The sequence below is a fragment of the Streptomyces sp. Q2 genome, assembly GCF_056820935.1.
In genome coordinates this window covers 17802-41574 of the sequence record NZ_JBXEJE010000040.1, presented here as the reverse complement: position 1 = coordinate 41574, position 23773 = coordinate 17802, and the positions used below count along the sequence as shown (strand labels likewise).

At 72.5% G+C, this 23773-nt stretch carries 21 protein-coding genes, 1 tRNA gene, 1 pseudogene and 1 riboswitch; of the genes and pseudogenes, 18 read left to right on the top strand and 5 right to left on the bottom strand.

What is annotated here, in order from left to right; all coding sequences use genetic code 11:
• Positions 1 to 25: 25 nt before the first annotated feature.
• From ACWBNA_RS36165 to ACWBNA_RS36140, 6 genes and pseudogenes are all read left to right on the top strand, one after another.
• Positions 26 to 775: a PIG-L deacetylase family protein gene (locus ACWBNA_RS36165; RefSeq protein WP_482708751.1), complete on the top strand. Its 750-nt coding sequence runs from the start codon at positions 26 to 28 to the stop codon at positions 773 to 775.
• Positions 772 to 1476, top strand: a complete 705-nt coding sequence (locus tag ACWBNA_RS36160) for a 4-carboxy-4-hydroxy-2-oxoadipate aldolase/oxaloacetate decarboxylase (protein WP_482708750.1) — start codon at positions 772 to 774, stop codon at positions 1474 to 1476. The genes ACWBNA_RS36165 and ACWBNA_RS36160 overlap by 4 nt, the downstream gene beginning before the upstream one ends.
• Positions 1473 to 2585 (top strand): 4-oxalomesaconate tautomerase, encoded by a 1113-nt coding sequence (locus tag ACWBNA_RS36155; protein WP_482708749.1) that lies wholly within the window; start codon positions 1473 to 1475, stop codon positions 2583 to 2585. Before ACWBNA_RS36160 ends, ACWBNA_RS36155 begins: the two co-directional genes overlap by 4 nt.
• Positions 2582 to 3532 carry a VOC family protein gene (locus ACWBNA_RS36150; protein WP_482708748.1) on the top strand — a complete coding sequence of 317 codons (951 nt, stop codon included), beginning with the start codon at positions 2582 to 2584 and terminating at the stop codon, positions 3530 to 3532. The genes ACWBNA_RS36155 and ACWBNA_RS36150 overlap by 4 nt, the downstream gene beginning before the upstream one ends.
• A 141-nt stretch (positions 3533 to 3673) precedes the next feature.
• Positions 3674 to 4023 (top strand): annotated as a pseudogene (locus ACWBNA_RS36145) (MFS transporter); the annotation flags it as partial.
• Between the two features lie 242 nt (positions 4024 to 4265).
• Complete coding sequence (locus ACWBNA_RS36140; RefSeq protein ID WP_482708747.1) at positions 4266 to 5057, top strand: alpha/beta fold hydrolase; 792 nt, start codon at positions 4266 to 4268, stop codon at positions 5055 to 5057.
• 19 nt (positions 5058 to 5076) lie between these two features.
• Here the strand turns inward: ACWBNA_RS36140 and ACWBNA_RS36135 are convergent, their stop codons facing one another.
• Positions 5077 to 6018 (bottom strand): alpha/beta hydrolase fold domain-containing protein, encoded by a 942-nt coding sequence (locus ACWBNA_RS36135; RefSeq protein WP_482708746.1) that lies wholly within the window; start codon positions 6016 to 6018, stop codon positions 5077 to 5079.
• A 140-nt stretch (positions 6019 to 6158) separates the two neighbouring features.
• Positions 6159 to 6737, bottom strand: coding sequence for a TetR/AcrR family transcriptional regulator (locus tag ACWBNA_RS36130; RefSeq protein WP_482708745.1), 579 nt, complete (start codon positions 6735 to 6737; stop codon positions 6159 to 6161).
• Positions 6738 to 7041: 304 nt separating this feature from the next.
• On the opposite strand from ACWBNA_RS36130, the gene ACWBNA_RS36125 reads away from it, so the two are divergent.
• From ACWBNA_RS36125 to ACWBNA_RS36075, 11 genes are all read left to right on the top strand, one after another.
• Entirely contained in the window at positions 7042 to 8484 is a 1443-nt protein-coding gene (locus ACWBNA_RS36125; protein WP_482708743.1) for an MFS transporter, read from the top strand.
• A 113-nt stretch (positions 8485 to 8597) separates the two neighbouring features.
• Positions 8598 to 8671: transfer RNA gene (locus ACWBNA_RS36120), tRNA-Pro, on the top strand.
• 460 nt (positions 8672 to 9131) lie between these two features.
• Positions 9132 to 9254, top strand: a complete 123-nt coding sequence (locus ACWBNA_RS36115) for a putative leader peptide (RefSeq protein WP_482708742.1) — start codon at positions 9132 to 9134, stop codon at positions 9252 to 9254.
• Positions 9255 to 9377: 123 nt separating this feature from the next.
• A complete protein-coding gene (locus tag ACWBNA_RS36110) occupies positions 9378 to 10247 on the top strand; it encodes a glutathione S-transferase C-terminal domain-containing protein (protein ID WP_482708741.1) in 870 nt (289 codons plus the stop codon).
• 66 nt (positions 10248 to 10313) lie between these two features.
• A riboswitch (SAM riboswitch) is annotated at positions 10314 to 10421 on the top strand.
• A 358-nt stretch (positions 10422 to 10779) separates the two neighbouring features.
• Positions 10780 to 11763: an amino acid ABC transporter permease gene (locus ACWBNA_RS36105; protein ID WP_482708740.1), complete on the top strand. Its 984-nt coding sequence runs from the start codon at positions 10780 to 10782 to the stop codon at positions 11761 to 11763.
• A complete protein-coding gene (locus ACWBNA_RS36100) occupies positions 11760 to 12542 on the top strand; it encodes an amino acid ABC transporter ATP-binding protein (protein WP_482708739.1) in 783 nt (260 codons plus the stop codon). Before ACWBNA_RS36105 ends, ACWBNA_RS36100 begins: the two co-directional genes overlap by 4 nt.
• Before the next feature lie 77 nt (positions 12543 to 12619).
• The gene (locus ACWBNA_RS36095; protein WP_482708738.1) at positions 12620 to 13639 is read left to right on the top strand and encodes an ABC transporter substrate-binding protein; all 1020 of its coding nucleotides are present in this window, start codon (positions 12620 to 12622) and stop codon (positions 13637 to 13639) included.
• Between the two features lie 58 nt (positions 13640 to 13697).
• Positions 13698 to 14444 (top strand): GNAT family N-acetyltransferase, encoded by a 747-nt coding sequence (locus ACWBNA_RS36090; protein WP_482708737.1) that lies wholly within the window; start codon positions 13698 to 13700, stop codon positions 14442 to 14444.
• Positions 14441 to 14587 (top strand): putative leader peptide, encoded by a 147-nt coding sequence (locus tag ACWBNA_RS36085; protein WP_482708736.1) that lies wholly within the window; start codon positions 14441 to 14443, stop codon positions 14585 to 14587. Before ACWBNA_RS36090 ends, ACWBNA_RS36085 begins: the two co-directional genes overlap by 4 nt.
• A gap of 75 nt (positions 14588 to 14662) precedes the next feature.
• Positions 14663 to 15874, top strand: coding sequence for an LLM class flavin-dependent oxidoreductase (locus ACWBNA_RS36080; protein WP_482708735.1), 1212 nt, complete (start codon positions 14663 to 14665; stop codon positions 15872 to 15874).
• 20 nt (positions 15875 to 15894) lie between these two features.
• On the top strand, positions 15895 to 17271 hold the full coding sequence (locus ACWBNA_RS36075) for an NtaA/DmoA family FMN-dependent monooxygenase (RefSeq protein WP_482708734.1): 1377 nt from the start codon (positions 15895 to 15897) through the stop codon (positions 17269 to 17271).
• Between the two features lie 28 nt (positions 17272 to 17299).
• Here the strand turns inward: ACWBNA_RS36075 and ACWBNA_RS36070 are convergent, their stop codons facing one another.
• Positions 17300 to 17671: a hypothetical protein gene (locus tag ACWBNA_RS36070; RefSeq protein ID WP_482708733.1), complete on the bottom strand. Its 372-nt coding sequence runs from the start codon at positions 17669 to 17671 to the stop codon at positions 17300 to 17302.
• Positions 17672 to 17843: 172 nt separating this feature from the next.
• A complete protein-coding gene (gene absR1 / locus ACWBNA_RS36065; protein WP_482708732.1) occupies positions 17844 to 18929 on the bottom strand; it encodes a beta-glucuronidase AbsR1 in 1086 nt (361 codons plus the stop codon).
• Between the two features lie 77 nt (positions 18930 to 19006).
• On the opposite strand from absR1, the gene ACWBNA_RS36060 reads away from it, so the two are divergent.
• Entirely contained in the window at positions 19007 to 20812 is a 1806-nt protein-coding gene (locus tag ACWBNA_RS36060) for a LuxR family transcriptional regulator AbsR2 (RefSeq protein ID WP_482708731.1), read from the top strand.
• Between the two features lie 384 nt (positions 20813 to 21196).
• On the opposite strand, the gene ACWBNA_RS36055 is transcribed toward ACWBNA_RS36060, so the two are convergent.
• Positions 21197 to 23764, bottom strand: coding sequence for a CHAT domain-containing protein (locus ACWBNA_RS36055; protein WP_482708797.1), 2568 nt, complete (start codon positions 23762 to 23764; stop codon positions 21197 to 21199).
• Between the last annotated feature and the right edge of the window lie 9 nt (positions 23765 to 23773).

Genomic DNA, 23773 nt, shown 5'->3' with positions numbered 1-23773 from the left:
TGTCCACCCCGAGGAGAAACCGAGCATGACGCACCCAGGCGCGCCCGCCACCCCCCGATCGACACTCGTCGTCACCGCGCACGCGGGGGACTTCGTATGGAGAGCCGGTGGAGCCATCGCCCTGGCCGCCTCCCGCGGGGAGAAGGTCACCATCGCCTGCCTGACCTTCGGCGAGCGGGGCGAGTCCGCCAAGGCCTGGCGCGAGGGCAGGAAGCTGGACGAGATCAAGGCGCTGCGCCGGGACGAGGCCGAGCGGGCCGCCGCCACCCTCGGCGCCGAGGTCCGCTTCTTCGACGCCGGCGACTACCCGCTGCTCGTCACCCCCGAGCTCACCGACCGGCTCGTCGAGGTCTACCGCGACACCCAGCCCGACGTCGTCCTCACCCACCCGACCGAGGACCCGTACAACGGCGACCATCCGGCAGCCAACCGGATGGCCCTGGAAGCCCGGGTCCTCGCCCAGGCCATCGGCTACCCCGGCCCCGGCGAGATCATCGGCGCCCCGCCGGTGTTCTTCTTCGAACCGCACCAGCCCGAGATGAGCGGCTTCAAGCCCGAGGTGCTGCTCGACATCACCGAGGTGTGGGACACCAAGCGCAAGGCCATGGAGTGCCTGGGTGCCCAGCAGCACCTGTGGGACTACTACACCGACCTCGCGGTCCGCCGAGGCGTGCAGCTCAAGCGCAACGCCGGCCCGAACCTGGGGCTCGCGCACAAGACCATGGCCGAGGCCTACATGCGTCCGTACCCGCAGATCGCGAAGGAGCTGGCATGAGCGGCGTCATCGTCACCAAGCCCCCGAAGGCCGAGCTCGACGACGTCGACGCGCTGGCCGGCTACGGCGTGGCCACCGTCAGCGAGGCCATGGGCCGCACCGGTCTGCTCGGGCCCGGGATCCGCCCGATCCAACAGGGCGTACGGGTCGCGGGCACCGCGGTGACCGTGCTCAGCTGGCCCGGCGACAACCTCATGATCCACGCCGCCGTCGAGCAGTGCGGCGAGGGCGACATCCTGGTCGTCACCACCACCTCTCCGTGCACGGACGGCCTGTTCGGGGAGCTGTTCGCGACCGCCCTGCACCGGCGCGGGGTGCGCGGCGTCGTCATGAACACGGGCATCCGTGACACCCAGGAGCTGCGGGAGATGGGCTTCGCCGCCTGGTCGCGGGCGGTCTCCTCACAGGGCACGGTCAAGGCCACCGGCGGTTCGGTCAACGTGCCGATCGCCATCGACGGTCAGGTCATCCGCCCCGGTGACGTGATCCTCGCCGACGACGACGGCGTGGTGGTCGTACCCCGCGAGCGGGTGCGCGCCACCGTCGAGGCGTCCGAGGCCCGCGAGGCCAAGGAGGCCAAGGCCCGCGCCGCCTTCGTCGACGGCCAACTCGGCCTGGACCGGTACGGCTTGCGGGAGACGCTGCGGAGGCTGGGCGTCGAGTACAAGACGTATGACGAGTACGAGGGGGAGCGGTCGTGACCGCGGCGCCCGAGGGGGTGCCCTGCCTGCTGATGCGGGGCGGCACCTCCAAGGGTGCCTACTTCCTCGCCGACGACCTTCCCGCCGAACCGGCCCTGCGTGACGAGCTGTTGCTGCGGATCATGGGCAGCCCCGACGAGCGGCAGATCGACGGCCTGGGCGGCGCCCACCCGCTCACCAGCAAGGTTGCCGTGGTCTCACCCTCAGCCGACCCACGGGCCGACGTCGACTACCTTTTCCTCCAAGTCGGCGTCGGCGAACCAGAGGTGAGTGACCGTCAGAACTGCGGCAACCTCCTCGCCGGCATCGGACCGTTCGCCGTCGAACGCGGACTCGTGGCCGCGGGGGAGGAGGAGACCTCCGTCCGCATCCGCATGGTCAACACCGGTGACCACGCGACGGCGACCTTCCCGACCCCCGGCGGCCGGGTGCGCTACACCGGGAACGCCGAGATCTCCGGTGTGCCGGGGACCGCCGCGCCGGTCCTGATCGAGTTCCCGCCGAGCGCGAACCCGCTGCTGCCCACCGGCAACGTCCGCGACGAGATCGACGGCGTGCCCGTGACGTGCGTGGACAACGGCATGCCGACGGTCCTCATCGAGGCCGCCTCGCTCAAGGTCACCGGCTACGAGTCGCCCGCCGAGCTGGAGGCCGACGAGGGACTGGCCGACCGGTTGCGCACGATCCGCCTGGAGGCGGGCCGCCTGATGGGCCTCGGTGACGTCTCGAACGCCACCGTGCCCAAACTCTCGCTGCTCGCCCCGCCCAGGGACGGCGGCGCGGTCACCACCCGCACCTTCATCCCGGTGCGCTGCCACACCTCGATCGGGGTGCTCGGCGCGGCCAGTGTCGCCGCCGGACTGCGGATCGACGGCAGCGTCGGGGCCGGCCTCGCGGAACTCGACGCCGACGGCGACCGCATCCGCATAGAACATCCCATGGGGTTCCTGGACATCGAGAGCAGCCTCGACGCCACCCCCGACGGCCTGCCCTCCGCCCGCCGTACCGCCGTGGTCCGCACGGCCCGCAAGATCTTCGACGGCACCGTCTTCCCCCGGTCCGCCGAGACGGCACCGATTCCCCCGCACACCCGAGGAGGCCGACGATGACTCCGCCGCTCGGCGACATCGCCCACATCGGCCACGCCCAGCTGTTCACCCCCGACCTGGACGCCAGCGTCGCCTTCTTCACCGACTATCTGGGGCTCACCGTCAACGGGCAGAACGGCGACACGGTCCACCTGCGGACCTTCGACGACTACGAGCACCACAGCCTGGTCCTCACCGCCCGCGAACAGCCCGGCCTCGGCCGGCTCGCCCTGCGCACCTCCAGCGAGGAGGCACTCCAGCGCCGTGTGAGGGCGGTCGAGGAGGCGGGCGGCAGCGGCCGCTGGGTCGAGGACGAGCCCGGCCTCGGCAAGCTCTACGTCACCACCGACCCGGACGGCCACGAGCACGCCCTGTACTGGGAGAGCGAGCACTACCGGGCCCCCGACGAGCTGAAGCCGGCGCTGAAGAACCAGCCGCAGGCCAAGCCCAACCGGGGCGTGGGGGTGCGGCGCCTGGACCACGTCAACTTCCTCGCCGCCGACGTGCTCGCCAACGCCGAGTTCCAGCAGAACATCCTGGGTGCCCGGCCCACCGAGCAGATCCGCCTCGACACGGGCAAGATCGCGGCGCGCTGGCTGACGTACACGAACAAGTCGTACGACGTCGTCTACACCTCGGACTGGACCGGCTCGGCGGGCCGGCTGCACCACATCGCCTTCGCGACCGACACGCGCGAGGACATCCTGCGCGCGGCCGACCTCGCGATCGACGCCGGTGTGTTCATCGAGACGGGCCCGCACAAGCACGCCATCCAGCAGACGTTCTTCCTGTACGTCTACGAGCCCGGTGGCAACCGCATCGAGCTGTGCAACCCGCTCACCCGACTGGTGCTGGCGCCCGACTGGCCGCTGATCACCTGGACCGAGGAGGAGCGGAGGAAGGGGCAGGCCTGGGGGCTGAAGACCATCGAGTCCTTCCACACGCACGGCACGCCGCCGGTCGCGTAACACCCCCTCGTCTCCCTGTCGCCCCGACGCTCTTCATTGTCGATGAAATTGTTGACAAAAACGTTGACGAGCATCCCCGCGGGTATCCAGCGTCGGGGCACCACGCCCGCACGAGAGGAAGACAACGATGTCCTCCTCCCCCTGTCCGCCCGCGGCAGCACACTGGCCCTCCTGGTCGTCGGCCTGTGCCGGCTGGCCGTCCTCTTCGACGGCCTGGACATGTTCATCTGCGGCTCGGTGCTCCCGCACCTGCTGGAGACGAAGACCTTCGGCCTCACCCCGGACCAGGCCGGCGACCTCGGCAGCTACGCCACCTTCGGCATGCTGGTCGGCGCCCTGACCGCCGGCACGATCGCCGACCGGATCGGACGCAAGAAGCTGATGGTCTCCCGCGTCGTCCTGTTCTCGCCGGCCTCGGGCGTGTGCGCCCTGGCGGACGGCGTCGCCGTCTTCGGCCTGGGCCAACCCTGGCCGGCGTCGGCCTCGGCGGCCGGTTCCTCGCCGCGGGCAACGGCGAGTGGGGCTTCACCGCCTTCGCCCTCGCCGGACTGTCGTCCATGGTCTTCATCGGCATCGCCACGCTGCGAGGCTCCCGGCAGGCTCCGCGCAGCGCCGCCGGTCAGGAGCTGATCGGCGCCCACTGACGGAGTGGACCCGCTCCCGAGGGCGCGAGGACGGACGCCGGCCCACCGCAGGGGATGCGGGCGCCGGCGTCCGGCGTCAGGCTCGGAGTATGAACGAGAGCTGGGATGTCCGCCGCGCGGGGCCGGCCGAGGCCCCGCACCGGGCGCTGATGATTCCGGGCGGTCTGTGCACGACCGAGTTCTACGCGGACGTGATGGCCGAACCGGCGGTGGAGGGACTGGGGATGGTGGCGGCGACGATGCCGGGGTTCGGAGGGACCTCGGCGCCCGAGGACGTCACCCTGGACAACTACGCCAGGCTGATGGCCGGACTCGCGGCCGAGTCCGGCTGCGACGTGGTGGTGGGCCACAGCCTCGGGGCGAACGTGGCGATCGAGATGGCTGCGTCCGGCCTGTTCCCGGGACCGCTGGTCCTGTTGTCGCCGACGTTCTCGCGCGGGGACGAGGCGAAGTTCCTGGGCGTGATGAACTCCGTCGGACGGGTACCGGTACTCTCCGCCGCCGCCTGGGCCGCGATGCTCAAGCTGCTGCCCCGAGCGATGAAGCACGAACTGCCGCCGCGGCGCGCGGAGGCGCTGGCGGCGGACATGGGCCACAACGACCCGGAGACGTGCCGGCGGATCATCCGGCGCTACTACGAGTACCTCGACCGGCACCCGTCGCTGGTCGCGCGACTGTGTGACTCCGGCGCCACCGCCTGGGTGGTCCGGGGCGACCACGACGAGATCGGTCTGACGGACGGTGAGCGGCTGGAGCTGGAGGCCTGCCCCCGCATCCACATGGTCACGGTGCCCGACGCGGGACACGCGGTCCTGGTCGAACAGTCCGCACGCGTCGCCGACGTCGTCGTGGAGGCGGCCGCCGCGACCTCGGCGGCCTGAACCGGGGGCGTCCGCCTCCTCAGGAGCGGACGGCCTCGCGTAGGTGGCGGGCGATCAAGGCGTACGTGTCGCGCGCCTTCTCGTCGTCCGAGCCGTCGTACCCGTGGTCGGCCCCGGCCACGTCGTGGTGCCCGGCCAGGGACCCCGTCTTCCGCAGTCGGTCGGCGTAGCTCACGGCCTCCGCCCGCAGCAGGTCGTACTCGGCCGTGACGACGAGGGCCGGGGCGATGCCCGTCAGATCCGCGGTGTCGCAGGAATGGGCGGGCGACACCAGCCGGTCGGTGCGCAGCCGGACGTCCGGGACGTACGAGGTGTCGAAGACGTCGGCCATCCAGGGCCGCAGCATCGGCCGGTCGACACTGGCGCGCTTGTGCCGGGCACCGGTCGCGAGGTCCAGCGGGGGATAGTGCAGGACCTGGAGCGCGATCGGGGGACCGTCCTCTTCGAGTGCCTGGCGCGCCACGGCCGCCGCGAGTCCGCCGCCCGCGCTCTGCCCGCCCACGGTGAGGCGGCTGCCGTCCCAGCCGTGTTCGGCGCCGTGCTCGGCGACCCAGCGGACGACCTCGTACGCCTGCCTGGGCGGAGCCGGGAACGGGTGCTGCGGGGCGACGACGTAATCCACGTTGATCACCACGACCCCCGCCCGAGCGGCGAGGAAGCGGCACAGCGGGTCGTCCAGCTCCGTGAGCGACATGACGTAGCCGCCGCCGTGGAAGTTGACGTGCACCGGGGGCGCCGCCCCGCCGGTCTCCTCGGTCGCGGGCAGGTACACCGTCACCCGGGCCGGGGCGATGGTCGTGGGGATCGTCAACTCTTCCACGGTGCGCGGGAATTCGGGGAAGCGGGCGTGCGAGGACGCCGCGGAGCCACGCCCGCCGGAGCGCCGGTCGGCGAGGAGGGTCATCCGTTGCATCGTCTTGGCGGCGAGGGTGGCCACCGCCGGGCGGGCCAGGAGAGGCATGTGGTTCCGTTCGCTGGGACTGCGGCGGGCCCGGGGGGAGCGGGCCGGCGCCTGACGGGCAGCGTGCCGCTGCCGTTTGCTGCGGTGTTACCGGGCGCCAAATTTACTTGAGTCAGGCAATGTAAGGCTAGAGCGGAGTCTCAGTGCCGGGTGCGCACGCCGTCGAGGGCGACGGACAGGACCCGGTCGCGCTGGGCGTCGTCGTCGAACGTCGTCGCGCTGATGCCCGCCACCATGCGCAGCAGGTCGACGAAGTCCATGTCCGTGCGCGCCTCGCCGGACTGCTGGGCCCGGACGAACAGCGGCCCCCCGGCCGCGTACAGGGAATCGCGGCAGGCGGCGAAGATCTCCGACTCGTCATTGAGCGCCTCCCGCACGGCCCGCTTGGTCACCATGTAGCCGGCGAACCGGTCCAGCCAGGCCGTCAGGGCGTCCCAGGGCTCGCGGTCGGCGACCTCCTCGGCGACCCGGCACAACGCGTTGACCTCATGCGCGTAGACGCTCTCGAAGAGGTGGCGGCGGGTGGGGAAGTTCCGGTACAGCGTCCCGATGCCGACGCCCGCGCGGCGGGCGATGTCCTCCAGCGAGGCCTCCGAGCCGTGCTCCGCGAAGGCCTCGTTGGCGGCGGCGAGCAGGGCGTCGTAGTTGCGGGCCGCGTCCTTGCGGTGCGGTCGCCTCGACGCGACGATCTCGCTGACGGGGAAGGGCTGGGCGGTCACGGCTGCCTCCCGGGCGGGCGACTCGATTGAAGCGGAGGGTTGCCTCCGCTAGAGTGGAGGCGTACCTCCACTTTAGCAGTGCGGGGTGCGCTCACCGTGGACGCGTGCGGCCGCACGCGCCCACGACGTCTCCCGCAAGTCCGGCGGGCCCTGTCTCCCGGGCACCGTCCGCCCCCACCATCCCCTCCGCGACCGCTCACCGCGGCCGTCCGCGTCCCGTTGCCGCCCGCAGGGCACCCCGGGCCCGTACGGACGACCGTGATCAGAGGCTTCGGCCGCGTTCTGTGTTCGGAGAGGCTTTTTCATGCCCCGCAAGTCCACCCGCCTCACCTTCGCGGTCCTCGCTGCCGGTGCCGGCGTGTTCTCCATGCTGCAGTCGCTGATCGCACCGGCCCTGCCGACCGTCCAGCACGCCCTGCACACCTCGCAGTCCACCGCCACCTGGGTGATGACGGCCTATCTGCTGTCCGCCTCGGTCTTCACGCCGATCCTCGGCCGCGTCGGCGACCTCATCGGCAAGAAGCGCACACTGGTCGCCGTCCTGGTGACCGTGACGGTCGGCTGTCTGCTCGCCGCGCTCGCGCCGAGCATCGGCGTACTGATCGTCGCCCGGGTCGTCCAGGGCGTCGGGGGAGCCCTGTTCCCCCTCTCCTTCGGCATCATCCGGGACGAGTTCGCCCCGTCCGAGGTGAGCGGCAGCATCAGCAACCTGTCCGCCGTGATCGCCGCGGGCGGCGGCGTCGGCATGGTCGCCGCCGGACCCATCGTGACCACGCTCGACTACCGGTGGCTGTTCTGGATCCCGGTCGGCATCGTCGTCGTGGCCACCCTCATCGCCCTGCGCTACGTCCCCGAGTCGCCCAACAGGGCCGAGGGCCAGGTCAACTGGCTCGGCGCCGCACTCCTGTCGGCCTGGCTGGTGGCCCTGCTGCTGCCGCTCAGCCAGGCCTCCGTGTGGGGCTGGGGATCGGCCCGGGTGCTCGGCCTGTTCGCCGCCGCCGTCGCCCTGTTCGCGCTGTGGCTGTACACCGAGGCCCGCTCCCGCACCCCGCTCATCGACCTGCGGGTCATGCGGCTGCCGGCCGTGTGGACCACCAACACCGCGGCGCTCCTCTTCGGCGCCGGAATGTACTCGATCTGGTCCTTCCTGCCGGGCTTCGTCCAGACGCCCACGTCGGCCGGGTACGGCTTCGGGGCGAGTGTCACCGCCGCCGGACTGCTCATGCTGCCGATGCTGGTCGCGATGTTCCTCTCGGGTGTGCTCAGCGGCCGGCTGGAGCCGGTCCTGGGCGCCAAGACCCTCCTGACGGCCGGTGCCGCACTCGACGCGCTCGCCTGCGGCATCCTCACCTTCTGGCACGACGAGCAGTGGCAAGTCGCCCTGGTCGCAGGCGTGTTCGGGCTCGGCATCGGACTCGCCTTCGCCTCCATGGCCAACCTCATCGTGGGCAGCGTCCCCGCCGACCAGACCGGCGCCGCCACCGGCATGAACGCCAACATCCGCACCATCGGCGGATCCATCGGCGCCGCCGTCACCAGCGTCCTGGTCACCGGCCGCCTCCAGCCCTCGGGCCTGCCGTACGCCTCCGGTTACACCCACGCCTTCGCCCTGCTGGCCCTGCTCTGCCTGGCCGCCGCGCTGGCCGCGCTGCTCGTGCCGGTCCGGCGCGGTGGCCCTGCGACCGGCAAGGCCCGCGCCACGAGTGAGGCGACCGCCGTGGAGCAGGAACCCGTGGCCCACGGCTGACCCGCGCGCAGCGGGCCGACCCGCCGCGGCAGCGGGCCGACCCGCACGCATGGGGTAGGGTTGACCTGCGCGCTCACACGGTGACCTCACACGGATGCCGGTGGAGAGCGCACCGGGACGTGGCGCAGCTTGGTAGCGCACTTGACTGGGGGTCAAGGGGTCGCAGGTTCAAATCCTGTCGTCCCGACTTGCGGATCAGCAGGTCAGAGGCCGTGACGGCGATACCCGTCACGGCCTTCGCGGTTTTCCGGGGCCTGCGTCGAGCCGTTCCCGCAGCGGTCGAGTTTTACGCCAACGCTCATGTGCGGTGGGCGAGTCCGCGACTCCTTGAGTGTGGGGAGCGATTGCCGACCGGGGCGGGGCGATCGATCCCAGGGCGTTCCGGCATCCCGAACCCCTCGCGCGCGCTTCGGCCGCGCACTGAACCCGGCGCGGCCATGGGAGAGTTCGGACGTCGTCCATCCCGGCGATGGGGGCGGACGTACCCACCAGCCGCGCGCAGGCCAGGAAGAGCCTCGCCCGCGACCTCACTCGCCACCCGCCCCCCGACGGCAGGAGTCGACGCCCGCCCCGTGGACGCCCCCTTGACGCCGGCCGGAGCTCGGCCGACACTCCGGAGGGGAATCCTAGTGAACAGGTAGGGAAGCATGAGGTGCCTTGGACCGGTCACCGCCGACGTGAGCCGTACGTCCGGGCAGTCACCCCTTCTGACCTCCCGCCGGCACATCGATCTGCTGCGAGTGTGCAGCGCGATCAGCCCCCTGGGCTGAGCCCGGCCTTCCCCCCGCGCCTCGACGCCCGCCGGCGCCGTCGCACGCGAGGGAGGCCCGCCCCCTCACCGCCCGACGTCGCCTCCGCGGCGTGTACGTCCACGCCTCCACCCGGGGAGAACCATGTCCGTCACACCGCTCGCCGCCATCCCCTCCGCCCTGCCCGCCCCGGCTTTCCGGGGGAGGATCGGCCGGGACGCGCGCAGCGGGCACTACGCCGTGCCCCGCCGCTACCGCCTCCACCTGTCGCCGACGTGTCCCGACGGTCTCCGCATCGCCGTGACGCACAGCCTGCTCGGACTCGACGACGTCTGCCCCGTGACGCTTCTGGGCGCGGTCCCCGACTGTCCCGACGGGGGACACTCCGCACTCCGCCCGCTGTACGAGGCGAGCGTGCACCGGTACACCGGTGCGGCCGCCGGGCCGGTGCTCAGCGACGACTGGTCGGGGCGGATCGTCAGCACCCACGCCCCCGACATCACCCGCGACCTGGCCCTGCACTTCGGGGGCGGTCGCTCGGCGCTGTACCCGTGCGGGGCGGAGTCGGAGATCGAGGCCGTGGAGCGGCTCTGCGGGCAGGGCATCGAGCAGGCCGCGCAGGCGGCCGGGGCGGCGGGCCCGGACACCGGGGCGCGTGACGTGGCTCTCGACAGGCTGCTGGAGACGCTGGGGTCGCTGGAGCGCCGGCTCGTCGGACGCGCGTATCTGATCCGTGATCAGATCACCGCGGCCGACGTCGAGTTGTGGGTCACGCTGGTCCAACTCGACACCGTGCACCGCCACCACCTGGACGCCGCCGCGGTGCACCGCATCGCCGGCCACCCCCTCGTGTGGGCCTACGCCCGCCGCCTGGCCGCCCACCCGGCCTTCGGTGTCCACCTCGACCTCGACGGCATCGCCCGCCGGCACCACGCCCGCTGCCGGGGCCTGGAGGCCGCCGGAGCCGCCGTACAGATCCTCGACTGGGCTGCTTACGCGGCTCAGCAGGCGTAGCCGGTTCCATCTGGCGGACCGGCGTTGACATTCGTACGGGCGTTTGTCTTAACTGACTGGCAGAACGGTAATGAGTGTCAGCGACAAGCCCTGGCTTGCTGACCGGCAACCCTCGCACGCGGTGGGGTGCCCCAGGTGACGACCGGACCGGATGACATTCGGTAAGCGCGAGGGCCCTTCGGGCCGGAAGAGCATGGTGACGGACATGTACGCAGCTCCCAGGACGGCCCCGCGCCGCTCCCAGAGCTGCGTGCCGCCGTACGCGCACCGGCTCGTCGCCGACCGGGCCGTCGATCTGCTCCGCGTGAGCAGCGCACTGTGTACCGCACCGGGCCGTGCCCGCTGTCGGGGCTGACGTCCTTCCCCAGCCCCCGCGTTCCTGACGAACCCCGCCCTCGCGGTGCCTCGTCGTCCGCCCAACCCCCGGTCACCGTGCGTCCCCGTGTGCCACGTCCCGCCGCCCCAGAGCGGCCGCCGTAGCAGTACCATGTTCGCCGCGTCCGGGGGGTCCCGACCCCCGCCGGAGCCCTCCATGAGTGAACCCCCAGGCGCAGCCGTGTCCCTCGCCGAGGCACCGCCGCCCGCCGACACCCCGTCAAAACCACTCGCCGCCCAGCGGGTTCTGCCACTGCGGCGGCCCGGCCGCTGGATCGCCACCGCGGTCGTCCTGGTCCTGGCGGCCCAGTTCGTCCACGGCCTGGTGTCCAACCCCTTCTACCAGTGGGACCGCTTCGGCTACTGGTTCCTGCGGCCGACCATCCTCGACGGGCTCCTCATCACCCTCGAAGTCGCCGCCTACAGCGCGGTGTTGGGCCTCCTCGGCGGCATCCTGCTGGCCCTCGCCCGGCTCTCGCGCAGCCCGGTGCTCCGCGCCGTCAGCTGGACCTACATCTGGGCACTGCGGTCGATCCCGCTGATCGTGGTGTTGCTGTTCCTCTACAACTTCAGCGCCCTGTACCGGACACTCAGCGTGGGCGTCCCCTTCGGGCCGGCCTTCCTCACCTTCGACGAGTCGCGGCTCGCCACCGACATGGCCGTCGCCGTCATCGGCCTCAGCCTCAACGAGGCGGCCTACGCGGCCGAGGTCGTCCGCGGCGGCATCCTCTCCGTCGACCAGGGCCAGCACGAGGCGGCCTCCGCGCTCGGCCTGCCCAAGGGCTACCAGTTCAGGAAGATCGTCTTCCCGCAGGCGCTGCGGTCCATCACGCCGAACTACGTCAACCAGCTCATCGGCCTCATCAAGGCCACCTCGCTGGTCTTCTACGTGTCCCTGCTCGACCTGTTCGGCACCGCGCAGACCATGGGCGCCACCTACCCCGGCGACATCGTGCCGCTCCTGCTGGTCGTCACCGTCTGGTACCTGATCCTCACCAGCGTCGTGTCCGTCATCCAGTTCTACGTCGAGCGGTACTACGCCCGGGGCGCCACGCGAACCCTGCCGCCGACGCCGTTGCAGAAGCTGCGGACCGGTCTCACCGACCTGAGGGACCGCATCCGCCGGGAGGCCGCCGTATGACCGCCGACACGATCGAGCACGCCGCCGCCGTCGAGGTCCACGACGTGCACAAGTGGTACGGCACCCACCGGGTGCTGGACGGGGTCGACCTGACGGTACGGCCCGGCGAGGTCACCGTGATCCTCGGCCCGTCCGGCTCCGGCAAGTCCACCCTGCTCAGGGTCGTCAACCACCTGGAGAAGCCGGAGATCGGCCACGTCAGCGTCAACGGCGAGCTGATCGGCGTACGCCGCCAGGGCGACCGCCTGAAGGAGCTGAGCGAGCGGGCCATCCTGACCCAGCGCAGCCGCATCGGCTTCGTCTTCCAGAACTTCAACCTCTTCCCGCACCTCACCGTGCTGGACAACGTGGCCGCCGCCCCGGTGGCGACCGGGAAGCTCGGCAAGGCCGAGGCCCAGGTACTCGCGCGGGAACTGCTGGACCGCGTCGGCCTGGCCGACAAGGCCGCCGCCTACCCGCGGCAGTTGTCCGGCGGCCAGCAGCAGCGCGTGGCCATCGCACGCGCCCTGGCGCTGCGTCCCGGAGTCATCCTCTTCGACGAGCCGACCTCCGCGCTCGACCCCGAACTCGTCGGTGAGGTCCTCGCCGTCATCAAGGACCTGGCGAGGAGCGGCACCACCCTGATGATCGTCACCCACGAGATCGGCTTCGCCCGGGAGATCGCCGACCGGGTCGTCTTCATCGACGAAGGCCGGATCGTCGAACAGGGCCCGCCCTCCGAAGTCCTGGACAAGCCGCGCCACGAGCGGACCCGGGACTTCCTGAGCAAGGTGCTCTGACCCGGCCGACGCCGGGAACCACCGCTTCCCCCCACGCCACCCTCACCACCCTCCGCATGACAAGGACAAGGACAGCCATGCCCACCCAGATCTCCCGACGCGGCCTGCTACGAGGCATCACCGCGGCGACCGCCGTCACCGCCCTCGCCACCCAGCTCACCGCCTGCGGGGGCGACAGCGACGCCGCCACCAGGACCGACACCGCCGGCACGGTCACCGTCGGTCAGTTGTCCAACGGCGCCGCCAAGGAGACCACCCTGAAGGTCTCCGAGGTGAAGTCCATCAGCGCCGAACTGCCCGCCGCCCTGAAGAAGAGCGGCAAGCTGGTGATCGGATCCGGCACGCTGCCCTCCGGCAGCCCGCCGCTCGGCTTCGTGGGCGACGACCAGAAGACGATCACCGGCTCCGAGCCCGACCTCGGACGGCTGGTGGCCGCCGTCTTCGGACTCGAGCCCGAGGTGCGCCGGTCGACCTGGGAGAACCTGTTCATCGGCCTCGACAGCGGAAAGGTCGACGTGGCCTTCTCCAACGTCACCGACACCGAGGAGCGCAAGCAGAAGTACGAGTTCGCGTCCTACCGCAAGGACGATCTCGCCTTCGAGGTGAGGAAGGACAACACCTGGAAGTTCGACGGCGACTACCAGAGCCTCGCCGGCAAGACGGTCTCCGTCGGCAACGGCACCAACCAGGAGAAGCTCCTCCTGGAGTGGAAGGCGAAGCTGGCCAAGGAGGGCAAGAAGCTCACCGTCAAGTACTTCCAGGAGAGCAACAGCATCTATCTGGCGTTGAACAGCGGCAAGATCGACGCCTACTTCGGCCCCAACCCGAACCTCGCCTACCACGCGGCGAAGACCGCCGGCACGCCCCAGGCCACCCGCATCGCGGGCCAGTTCTCCGGCGCCGGCGAGACGCTCCAGGGCCTGATCGCCGCGACGGCGAAGAAGGACAGCGGCCTCGCCAAGCCACTCGCCGACGCCATCAACCACCTGATCGAGAACGGCCAGTACGCCAAGTGGCTCGCCGCCTGGAACCTCTCCAACGAGGCCGTCGCCAAGTCCGAGGTCAACCCGCCCGGCCTCCCACTGGCCAACTTCTGATCGATCGTCACGCCGCCTGCGACACATGCCGATCACACCAAGAAGGGACACCGTCTCCGTGGCCCGTCCGACCGTCCTCCGCGGGGGCGCGGCCCCGTCCGCACCCGACGCCCCCGTCCTCGACAACGCCGTGTGGGCGGCGCTCGACGGCCCGCACGCCCACCTCGCCGAGCGCGTCGGCCGAGCCGCCCGCTACCCGGCCGACGTCTACGACTTCGCCGCCCTCGCCGATCCCGACGACCCGGCCGCCTGGGCCGACCTGCACACGCTCGTCGGTGCGGGGACCGTCGTACGGATCAAACCGGTCGAGAAGGTGCCCGCCGCCTGGGAGGTGGTCGGCGGCGGGGTGGGTGTCCAGCTCGTCGACACCGCGCTGCGGGCCGAGCCCGCCCCCGAGGCGGTACGGCTCGGGCCCGACGACGTCCCCGAGATCCTGGACCTCGTCGCCCGCACCAGGCCGGGCCCGTTCCTGCGGCGGACGGTCGCGCTCGGGACCTACCTGGGGATCCGGGAGCGGGGGCGACTGATCGCCATGGCCGGCGAACGGATCCGGCCGCCCGGCTGGACGGAGATCAGCGCGGTCTGCACGGACCCGCGACACCGCGGCCGGGGCCTGGCCACCCGGCTGGTGCGCGCGGTCGCCGCGGGCATCCGCGAACGCGGCGACACCCCGTTCCTGCACGCCGCCGCGGACAACACTCCCGCCATCCGGCTGTACGAGTCGATCGGCTTCACCCTGCGCCGCCGCTCGCCCATCCTCCTGGTACGCAGCCCCGGAACATCCCACGAGGCCAGGACGTTGTGACTCACGACGAGATCCGCGAGGCGCCCTCCCGCGCCCGGACGAAGGAGGTGACGGCCGTGCCCCGCGTCCTCCACGCCGTCCACCTCCACTCCCGGCCCCACATCGATCTCCAGCGCGTGGCCGGCGCGCTCTGTTGCTCCTGACCCGTCGCCCAGCCGCCGTGCCCCCCTGTCTGCGGGCCGGTGATCTCGTACGGACCTCCAGGAAGGCACCCACTCGTGTCCCCATCTCCCTCCCCCTCCCTGCACCTTGCCGTCGCCCTGGACGGCACCGGCTGGCATCCGGCCTCCTGGCGCGAGCCGGTGTCCCGTCCGCGTGACCTGTTCACCGCCGGATACTGGGCCGACCTGGTCGCCGAGGCGGAACGCGGCCTGCTCGACTTCGTGACCATCGAGGACGGACTCGGCCCGCAGTCCTCCCACTTCCTCGAACCGGACGAGCGCACCGACCAGGTGCGCGGCCGCCTGGACGCCGTCCTGATCGCGGCGCGCATCGCCCCGCTGTCCCGGCACATCGGCCTGGTGCCGACCGCGGTGGTCACGCACACGGAGCCGTTCCACCTCTCCAAGGCGATCGCCACCCTCGACTACGTGAGCACCGGCCGCGCGGGACTCAGGGTGCAGATCACCGCCCGCCCGAACGAGGCCGCGCACTTCGGCCGCCGCACCATCCCCCGCATCGAGGCCTACGACAGCCCGGACACCCGGGACCTGGTGGCCGACCTCTTCGACGAGGCCGCCGACCACGTGGAGGTCGTGCGCCGCCTCTGGGACAGCTGGGAGGACGACGCGGAGATCCGGGATGTCATCACCGGCCGCTTCGTCGACCGCGACAAGCTCCACTACATCGACTTCCAGGGTCGGCACTTCAGCGTCAAGGGGCCCTCCATCACGCCCCGCCCGCCGCAGGGCCAGCCACTGGTCAGCGCCCTCGCGCACGACACCGTCCCGTACCGGCTGGTGGCCCGCGCGGCCGACGTCGGCTACGTCACCCCGCACGACACCGACCAGGCCCGTGCCATCGTCGCCGAGATCCGCGCCGAGCAGGAGACGGCCGGCCGTGCCGACGAGCCCCTGCACGTCTTCGGGGACCTGGTGGTCTTCCTCGACGACGACCCGGCCGAGGCAGCGGCCCGCCGGGACCGGCTCGACGCGCTCGCGGGGGAGCCGTACACCAGCGACGCCCGCATCTTCACCGGCACTCCCGCCCAACTGGCCGACGTTTTGCAGGAGTTGGCGTCCGCCGGTCTCACCGGCTTCCGGCTCCGCCCCGCCGTCCTCGGCCACGACCTCCCGGCGATCACCCGCGGCCTGGTCCCCGAACTCCAGCGCCGCGACGCCTTCCGCCGCGCCTACGAGGCCGACACCCTGCGCGGACTGCTGGGGCTGCCCCGCCCCGCCAACCGCTACGCCGCTGCCGCGACCGCCTGAGCCGGAAGGACCGCAGACCCATGAGCAAGCCCCTGAAGCAGATCCATCTGGCCGCCCATTTCCCCGGCGTCAACAACACCACCGTCTGGAGCGACCCCGAAGCCGGCAGCCACATCGAGTTCAGCTCCTTCGCCCACTTCGCGCAGACCGCCGAGCGCGCCAAGTTCGACTTCCTGTTCCTCGCCGAAGGGCTCCGGCTGCGCGAACAGGGCGGGAAGATCTACGACTTGGACGTCGTCGGCCGCCCCGACACCTTCACCGTCCTCGCCGCGCTCGCCGCCGTCACCGAGCACCTCGGCCTGACCGGCACCATCAACTCCACCTTCAACGAGCCCTACGAGGTGGCCCGCCAGTTCGCGAGCCTCGACCACCTCTCCGGCGGCCGCTCCGCCTGGAACGTCGTCACCTCCTGGGACGCGTTCACCGGCGAGAACTTCCGCCGCGGCGGCTTCCTCCCGCAGGACGAGCGCTACTCCCGCGCCAAGGAGTTCCTGGCCACCGCCAACGAGCTCTTCGACTCCTGGCACGGTGACGAGATCCTCGCCGACCAGGGCGCCGGCACCTTCCTGCGGGACGCGAAGGCCGGTTCCTTCGTCCACACCGGCCGGCACTTCGACATCCACGGGCAGTTCAACGTGCCCCGCTCCCCGCAGGGCCGCCCGGTCGTCTTCCAGGCCGGCGACTCCGAGGAGGGCCGCGAGTTCGCCGCCGCCGGCGCCGACGCGATCTTCAGCAGGTACGCCACCCTCGACGCGGGCCGGGCCTTCTACACGGACGTCAAGAACCGCCTCGCCGAATACGGCCGCCGCCACGACCAACTCAAGATCCTGCCCGCCGCGAGCTTCGTCCTCGGCGACACCGACGCGGAGGCCGAGGAGATCGCCAAGGACGTCCGCCGCCAGCAGGTCAGCGGCGCCACCGCCCTCAAGCACCTGGAGTTCGTCTGGAACCGGGACCTGTCCTCGTACGACCCGGACGGCCCGCTCCCCGACATCGACCCGGACCTCGGCGAGCACCACATCGCGCGCGGTCGCGCCCAGGTGCGCATGTACCGCGATCCGCTGGCCACCGCCCGCGAGTGGCGCGAGCTCGCCGCCGCCAACAACTGGTCGATCCGCGACCTCGTCATCGAGACCGGCAACCGCCAGAACTTCGTCGGCTCCCCGGCCACCGTGGCCCGGACCATCAACGACTTCGTCCAGGCCGACGCCAGTGACGGCTTCATCCTCGTCCCGCACATCACCCCGACCGGCCTCGACGTCTTCGCCGACAAGGTCGTCCCACTGCTCCAGGAACAGGGCGTGTTCCGCACCGAGTACGAGGGCCCGACCCTGCGCGACCACCTCGGGCTCGCCCACCCGGACGCCGTGGGGGGCGAGCAGCGGGCGGCGTCGTGAAGTCCCTGTCGATCACCGGGGGTTGGCGTCATTCCCCCCAGTCGAGCTGATGCTCGGGAGTGCCCACCGACCGGCCGTACGCGATCGCCTCGGCGCGGCACGCCTCGTCGCCGCGCCGGTAGCGGAAGACCTTCCCGGCGAAGACGACCACGCGCTCGTCGCCGGCGGTGAAGTCGGCGTACCAGCCGTTCTCCGGCTCCAGCGCGGCGGCGAAGGCGTCCGCGAGAGCGGCGACGTCCTCGCCGTCGCTCTCCCACTCGACGAACGTCCACAGCCGCGGCTGTCCGTCGGTCGCGCTCGAACCGACGTCGACCCGGCTGACCTTGCGCAGCCGCAGTCCGTGAGACGCGAACGCGGCGCCGGGGCGGAGGCTTTCGCCGATGACGTATCCGGTGATCACGCGCTGTCTCCCTGACGGTCGATGCCCTGTGTGCCCCAGAGGCTACGACCCATGACTGACATCCCGGCATGGGTCGGGGGCACGTCACCCTCCCCCGAAGGTGACGTGCCCCCGACCGCTCCCCCGGCGCCGGACAGTGGTCCAGCATCGCCCGTGCGGCCCGCATGTGCTGTCACCAGCACATGACCGCTGTTTCCCCCGAACCCCAGCTGGAGTACAGGCGCACACGGACGAAGTAGCGGCGGCCCTTGACGAGACGGGCCTTGATCGTGGCGTTGCGCGGGGTGCCCCCGTCGTCCTCGCCGGTGAGGTAGCGGGGCTCGCCGTCCCGCTCCTCGAAAAGCAGCACCAGGGCGTCGCTGTCGCCGAAGGTGCCCACGGTGTACTCGCGGGTCTCCGGCGGCTCGACGACGAAGTCGGCCTGTTCGCCCGGGCCGAGACCGAGCGGAGCGGAACGGAAGGGCACCAGCGCGTGCTCCTGCGGCGGCCGGCCCGGCGGGTACCAGCGCAGGACGTACTCCTTGTCGGCGGCGGAGAGCGCGCCGGGCGGGTGGAGACCGGCGCGGTACTGCTCCGGCTCCAGGATCAGTCCCGCCTCGAAGGGATACTCCATGATCGACTGCGGATCCCACACGGAGCCGTTGACCTCCCGCGGGTCCAGCTTGCGCAGGATGTTGAAGAAGGTGCGGTCCCGGCTCCAGAAGTTCGGCGGACCCGCCAGATCGGCGTAGACGGCCTCGTCGTCCCAGTGGATGCCGGCGAACGGGCTCTGGTGTTCGTGCAGCATGCCGAGCGCGTGACCGATCTCGTGCAGGGGCGTTCCGCGCTCCCCGGGCGCGGTCAGGTCCCAGCCGAAGTTCATGGTGCGCTCGTTCAGGCCGACCCGGAGAGCGTCCTTGCCGACGGTCGACCAGGAACCGTCGCCGAGCTGGAACCCGATCCGCAGTTCGGCCTCGGAGCGGTCGCCGACCTCGGCGAACGACACTCCGATACCGAGGTCCTGCCACTCCTGGAAGCACTCGCGTACGACGTCCCGCTGGTCCTTGCCTCCGGCCCACGAGACCCGCCTGGTCGCACCGGAGCCCGGTACCGGAATGACGGACCCGTCGGTGTCGTCGTCGAAGAAGTAGTAGTGCAGCACGGTGTGGTTGGCCCACATCCGACTGCCGGCGATGAGCGCACTGTGCCGCTCGGCGGCCAGTCCCGGCGCGAACGCCGGAGCGGGCTGCTGCGCGAGTGAGCAGTAGCGTGCGGTCATGGCGAACAGACTGCCCCGGGCCGCCCCGGGGCGCCTGAGTCGAGGGCTACTCAAGTCCCCCTGTATCAGGCGTGAGTATGGCGCCTCTTGTAGTCGTGACGATTTTCGAACGGGACGCGAAGACGCTGGAGCTGCCCTGGCCGTTCACCGGCCGGGAGGACGAACTCGAACTGGTCCGCCGGGCCCTGTCCGCCGGTCGCCAGGGCATCGTGGTGACCGGGCCGACGGGCAGCGGCAAGACCCGCCTCGCCACGGAGGCCGTGCGCGGCACCGACTGCGCGAAGGTCGCCGGGACGCCCGAGACGCGGCAGATCCCCTTCGCCGCGTTCGCGCACCTGCTCCCCGAGCCCGTCTCCCTGCACGGTGCCGTGCAACTCCTGTCCGAGACCCGGGTGTTGCTGGTCGACGACGCCCACCTGCTCGACGACGCCTCGGCTGCCCTGGTCCACCAGCTGGCCGTGCACGGACGCACCCGCCTCTTGGTCGTCGCCACCGAGGGCGCCCCGGTGCCCGGCGCGATCTCCCGGCTGTGGACCGGGGAGTTGCTGCCGCGCCTCACCCTGGAACCCCTGTCCCGTCAGGAGACGGCCCAGCTGCTCGCGACGGGCGCGGGTGAGGGCCTGGAGCCGCTCACCGTCAACCGCCTGTACCGCCTGTGCCAGGGCGACCTGCGGCTGCTGCGCGACCTGCTGGGTGCCGTGCGCGAGTTGCTCACCCCCCTCCCGGGGGCCGACGGCGACCGGGCCTGGCGCGGCCCGGTGCCGATCACGGCGACCGTCCGCGAACGCACCGCGCACCTCCTCGACCGCACCGGCCCCGCGGAGCGCGAGACCCTCGAACGGCTGGCCTTCGCCGAGCCCCTTCCACTTCCCATGGACGACCTCGACCTGCGCACCCTCGAACACCTGGAGGCAGACGGCCTGGTCCACGTCGACGACCACGGCGCCGCCCGCCTCGCCCACCCCCTGCACGGCCCGGTGCTGCGCGCCGCGGCCGGACGGCTGCGGTCCCGACGGCTGGCCCGCACGCCGGACAGCTGCACGGCCGCCCTGGCCGCCGAGTCCGCCGCGCTGACCCGGGGGATCGAGCGGGCGGACGTACGGGCGGTCCCCGCACCGGTGGGCGAGTGGCTGCTGGACGAGGGCGCTGTGGTGCCCGCCGGATACGCGGCCGTCCGCGCGCGGTTCTCGCGGCTGCGGGGGGAACTGCGCGAGGCGGCGGCCTGGGCGGGGGAGGGGCTGAGGGGGGCTCCCGGCGACCGGCCCTGCCGCGTCGAACTCGCCCTGGCCGCCGCCCAGTCGGGCGAGGCGGCCATCGAGACCGTCATGGGTGTGGCGACGGTCTGGCAGGCGGCCGCCCGCGATGACCTCGACACGGTGGCGGCGGCCACGGACGATCCGTACGACGCCGTCCGTCTCGGCGTGCCCGAGACCGCCGTCGGCAGGCTGACCGGAGTGTTCGCCGCCCACGCCGACGCGCTCGCCCGCGGCGACGGACCGGCCCTGGACCGGGCGGCCGTACGGCTGGAGGAGCGGGGCTTCGTGCTGTTCGCCGCCGAGGCGCACGCCCAGGCCGTCCGCGCGCACCGTGACCCGCGCGCCGCCCGCACCTCACGCACCCGCGCCGTCGCGCTGGCCCGCCGCTGCCAGGGCGCCCGCACACCCGCGCTGTCCGGGCTGGTCCTCGGCGAACTGACCGCACGCCAGCGGCAGATCGTCACGCTCGCGGCCGCCGGTCTGAGCAACCGGCAGATCGCGGAGAAACTCACCCTGTCCGTCCGTACGGTCGGCAATCACCTCTACAGCGCGTACGCCCGCCTCGGCGCGAGCGACCGCGGTGCGCTGCCCTGGCTCGTCGAACTGCCGGAGGCACAACCGGCCTGAGCCGCATACCGGACCGGCGGTCTGACCCCCGTGATCGGGGGTGGGGTCAGGCCGCCACACACCGCGTGGCGCCCTGGGGTCGGGCTGCCGTGCATGGCGGGGTGGGCTGTGGGTCGGGCTGCCGTGCATGGCGGGGTGGGCTGCGGGTCGGGCTGCCACGCACTGCGGCGGTGCCCTGGGGTCGGGCCGCCGTGCATGGCGGGGTGGGCTGTGGGTCGGGCTGCCGTGCATGACGGAGTGCGCTGCGGGTCAGGCCGCCACACACCGCGTGGCGCCCTGGGGTCGGGCTGCCGTGCATGGCGGGGTGGGCTGCGGGTCGGGCTGCCGTGCATGGCGGGGTGGGCTGCGGGTCAGGCCGCCACGTACTGCGGCGGGGTCCTGCGTTCACGCCGCCCCGAACGCCGAGAACGCCCACCCCGTCGCCTGGTGGGTCGCGTCGCCCGGCAGCGCGGCACGGGCGTCGCGCAGCGCCTCTGCCAGGGACAGGCCGGCGTCGAGCCCTTTGTGCAGGGCGAGCATCAGGGGCACCACCGCGGCGTCGTTCACGGGTGCGCTGCACGCCACCACCCCCGCCGTGCCCAGCGGCAGCAGCGCGGTCACCAGGCCGAGCAGTTCGTCGGCGCCGACGGACGCGAACCGGGCGGTGTCGCAGCAGGACAGGATGATCCGGTACGGGCTGCGGTCCAGGCGTTCGAAGTCATGGACGATCAGCGGGCCGTCGGCCATCCCCAGCGACGAGAACAGGGGGCTGTCCGCGCGGAACGTGCCGTGCGCGGCGATGTGCGCCAGCGCCGACCCGTCGAGCTCCTCCAACACGCGGGGAACGCAGGCGTCCTCGTCCTCCAGGACGGTCGATCCGCCGTACCGCTCGGCCAGTTCGGGCACCTCCGCGCCCCCGGTCGCCAGGCCGGGGCCCCGTACCAGCACCTGGCGACCGCCCGGCGGCGGCGCCGTCTCCAGGGCGCGCAGCCAGCTGCTCGCCGACGGAGACACGCTGAACACCCGCTCCCGCAGCGAGGGCAGCAGCGCCCACGGCACCCGGTGCAGCCGCCCCGGCGGCACCACCACGACCGGGCCGGAGCCCAGCTGCGCCGCCGCCGGACCGAACAGCAGTTCCTCCAGCCGGCGCCCCGCCGCCTCCACCACCGGAAGCCGCGCCTCCGCCCCCGGATGGGCCAGTCGCCGCAACCCGGCCTGCACATGCTCCGCCTCGGTCTCCGCCTCGGCCAGCAGCCCGGCCTCGAACCGGCGCACCCGCCCCCGCCCGCACAGCAGCACCTGCACCCGCCCGTCGAGCACGGCCAGCTCCACCAGCCGTACGTCGTCCCCCAGGCGTTCCAGCAGCCGGGCGGGGTCGAACCGGTCGCCGTCGCCGGGCGCCTCGCCGCGGATGTGCAGGGTCCGGGAGCGGATCTCCCGCTCCAGCCGCCGCTGGTCGCGCTCCAGCACCGGCACCGGACGGCCCTCCATCCGGGCGGACTCGGCGCGGGCGGCGATCTCCCGGAACGCGGTGAGGCCGCTGAGCAGGGCGGGGTCGGCCGGGGGCCGGGTCGGCGGCGCGGTCAGGACGGTGGCCCGCCAGCGCTCGCTCCACACCAGCAGCCGCCGCGGACCGCCCGAGTCGAGGCTGGCCCGCTGGGCCAGCGCGGCGAGTTCCGCGCCCTGTGCGGTGGCCCGGGCCCTCAGCTCCGAGGCGCCGAGCGTCATCCGGTGGTCGTCCAGCACGTCGAGGCCGTGCCGGCAGGCCTTGAGGACACCCCGGCCGGAACCGGCGGCCCGGGCCCACAGCGCCTGCGCCGCCCAGCCCGTCATCCGCGCCAGCGGCGGCCCGCTGTGCCGGCTGCGGGCGGCGACCGTCAAGTGCCGTTCGGCGTCAGCCGTCCAGCCCAGGGCGAGGGCGATCCGCCCGGCGAGCAGCGAGGCCTCCGGCGCGGCCGGCGCGCCGAAGGAGGCCAGCCGGTCGGCCACCGCGGCGGCGTCGGCGACCATGCGCCCGGAGCGGCGCCCGGTGGCGACCCGCGCCTCGATCAGCACCAGCCGGGCGTGCGTCTCCCACCAGGTGCGCCGCTGCCCGGCGAACAGCCGTACGGCCATGTCCGCGCGCGCGATCGCCGTGTGCGGGTCGCCTGCCAGCCGTGCGGCGCGGGCGGCGGCCAGCAGCAGTTCGGCCTTGCGGGTGGACTGCCCGCCGATGGAGTCGAGGACGGCGATCGCCGAGTCCGCCTCGCCCAGCGCCTCCGGGGCGAGCCCGGCCGCCATCAGGACCTCGCAGCGGCGGATGTTGAGCATGAATGTGGGCGTGCCGAGCTTGGCGTACCGCTCCTCGGCCTCGTCGAGCAGCCGCAGCGACGCGGGGATGTCGCCCGAACGGTACGCGGCAAGTCCCCGGCTCTCCACCGCGTCCGCCTTGTCGTGCTCCTGGCCCGTGGTGTCCCACAGCGCCTCGGCCGCGGTGAAGTCGGCGTCCGCGCGGTCCACCGCGCCGAGCGCCAGATGCACGGTCGCGCGCAGCGTCAGCGCGCGCGCCGTCCAGATGACGTCGTCCGCCTGCCGCAGCACCGGGACCGACCGGCGCACGTCGTCCAGCGCCTCCCGGTGATGCCCCAGCACCCACGAGGCGTAGGCCCGCCGGAACAGCACCCGCGCGCGGGTGTGCCCGCTGCTCACCTCGACTCCGCGTTCCAGCGCCTTCAGACCCTCCCGGGTGCGGCCCGCGTGCACCAGGGCCACGCCGAGGGCGGCCAGGACGTCCGCCTCCCGGTCGGCCGACTCGGCGCGCGCCGCCAAGTCGCGGGCACGGCGCAGGTGGTGCAGCGCGATCCTGAGGTCACCCCAGTCCCGCTGCCAGATGCCGATCACCTGGTGGGCGACGGAGGCACACCACGGAGACGGATCGGAGTCGAGGACCGCCTCTGCCCGCGCCAGCGCCTCGTTCGGTGCGGCGAACACCATCGGCAGCAG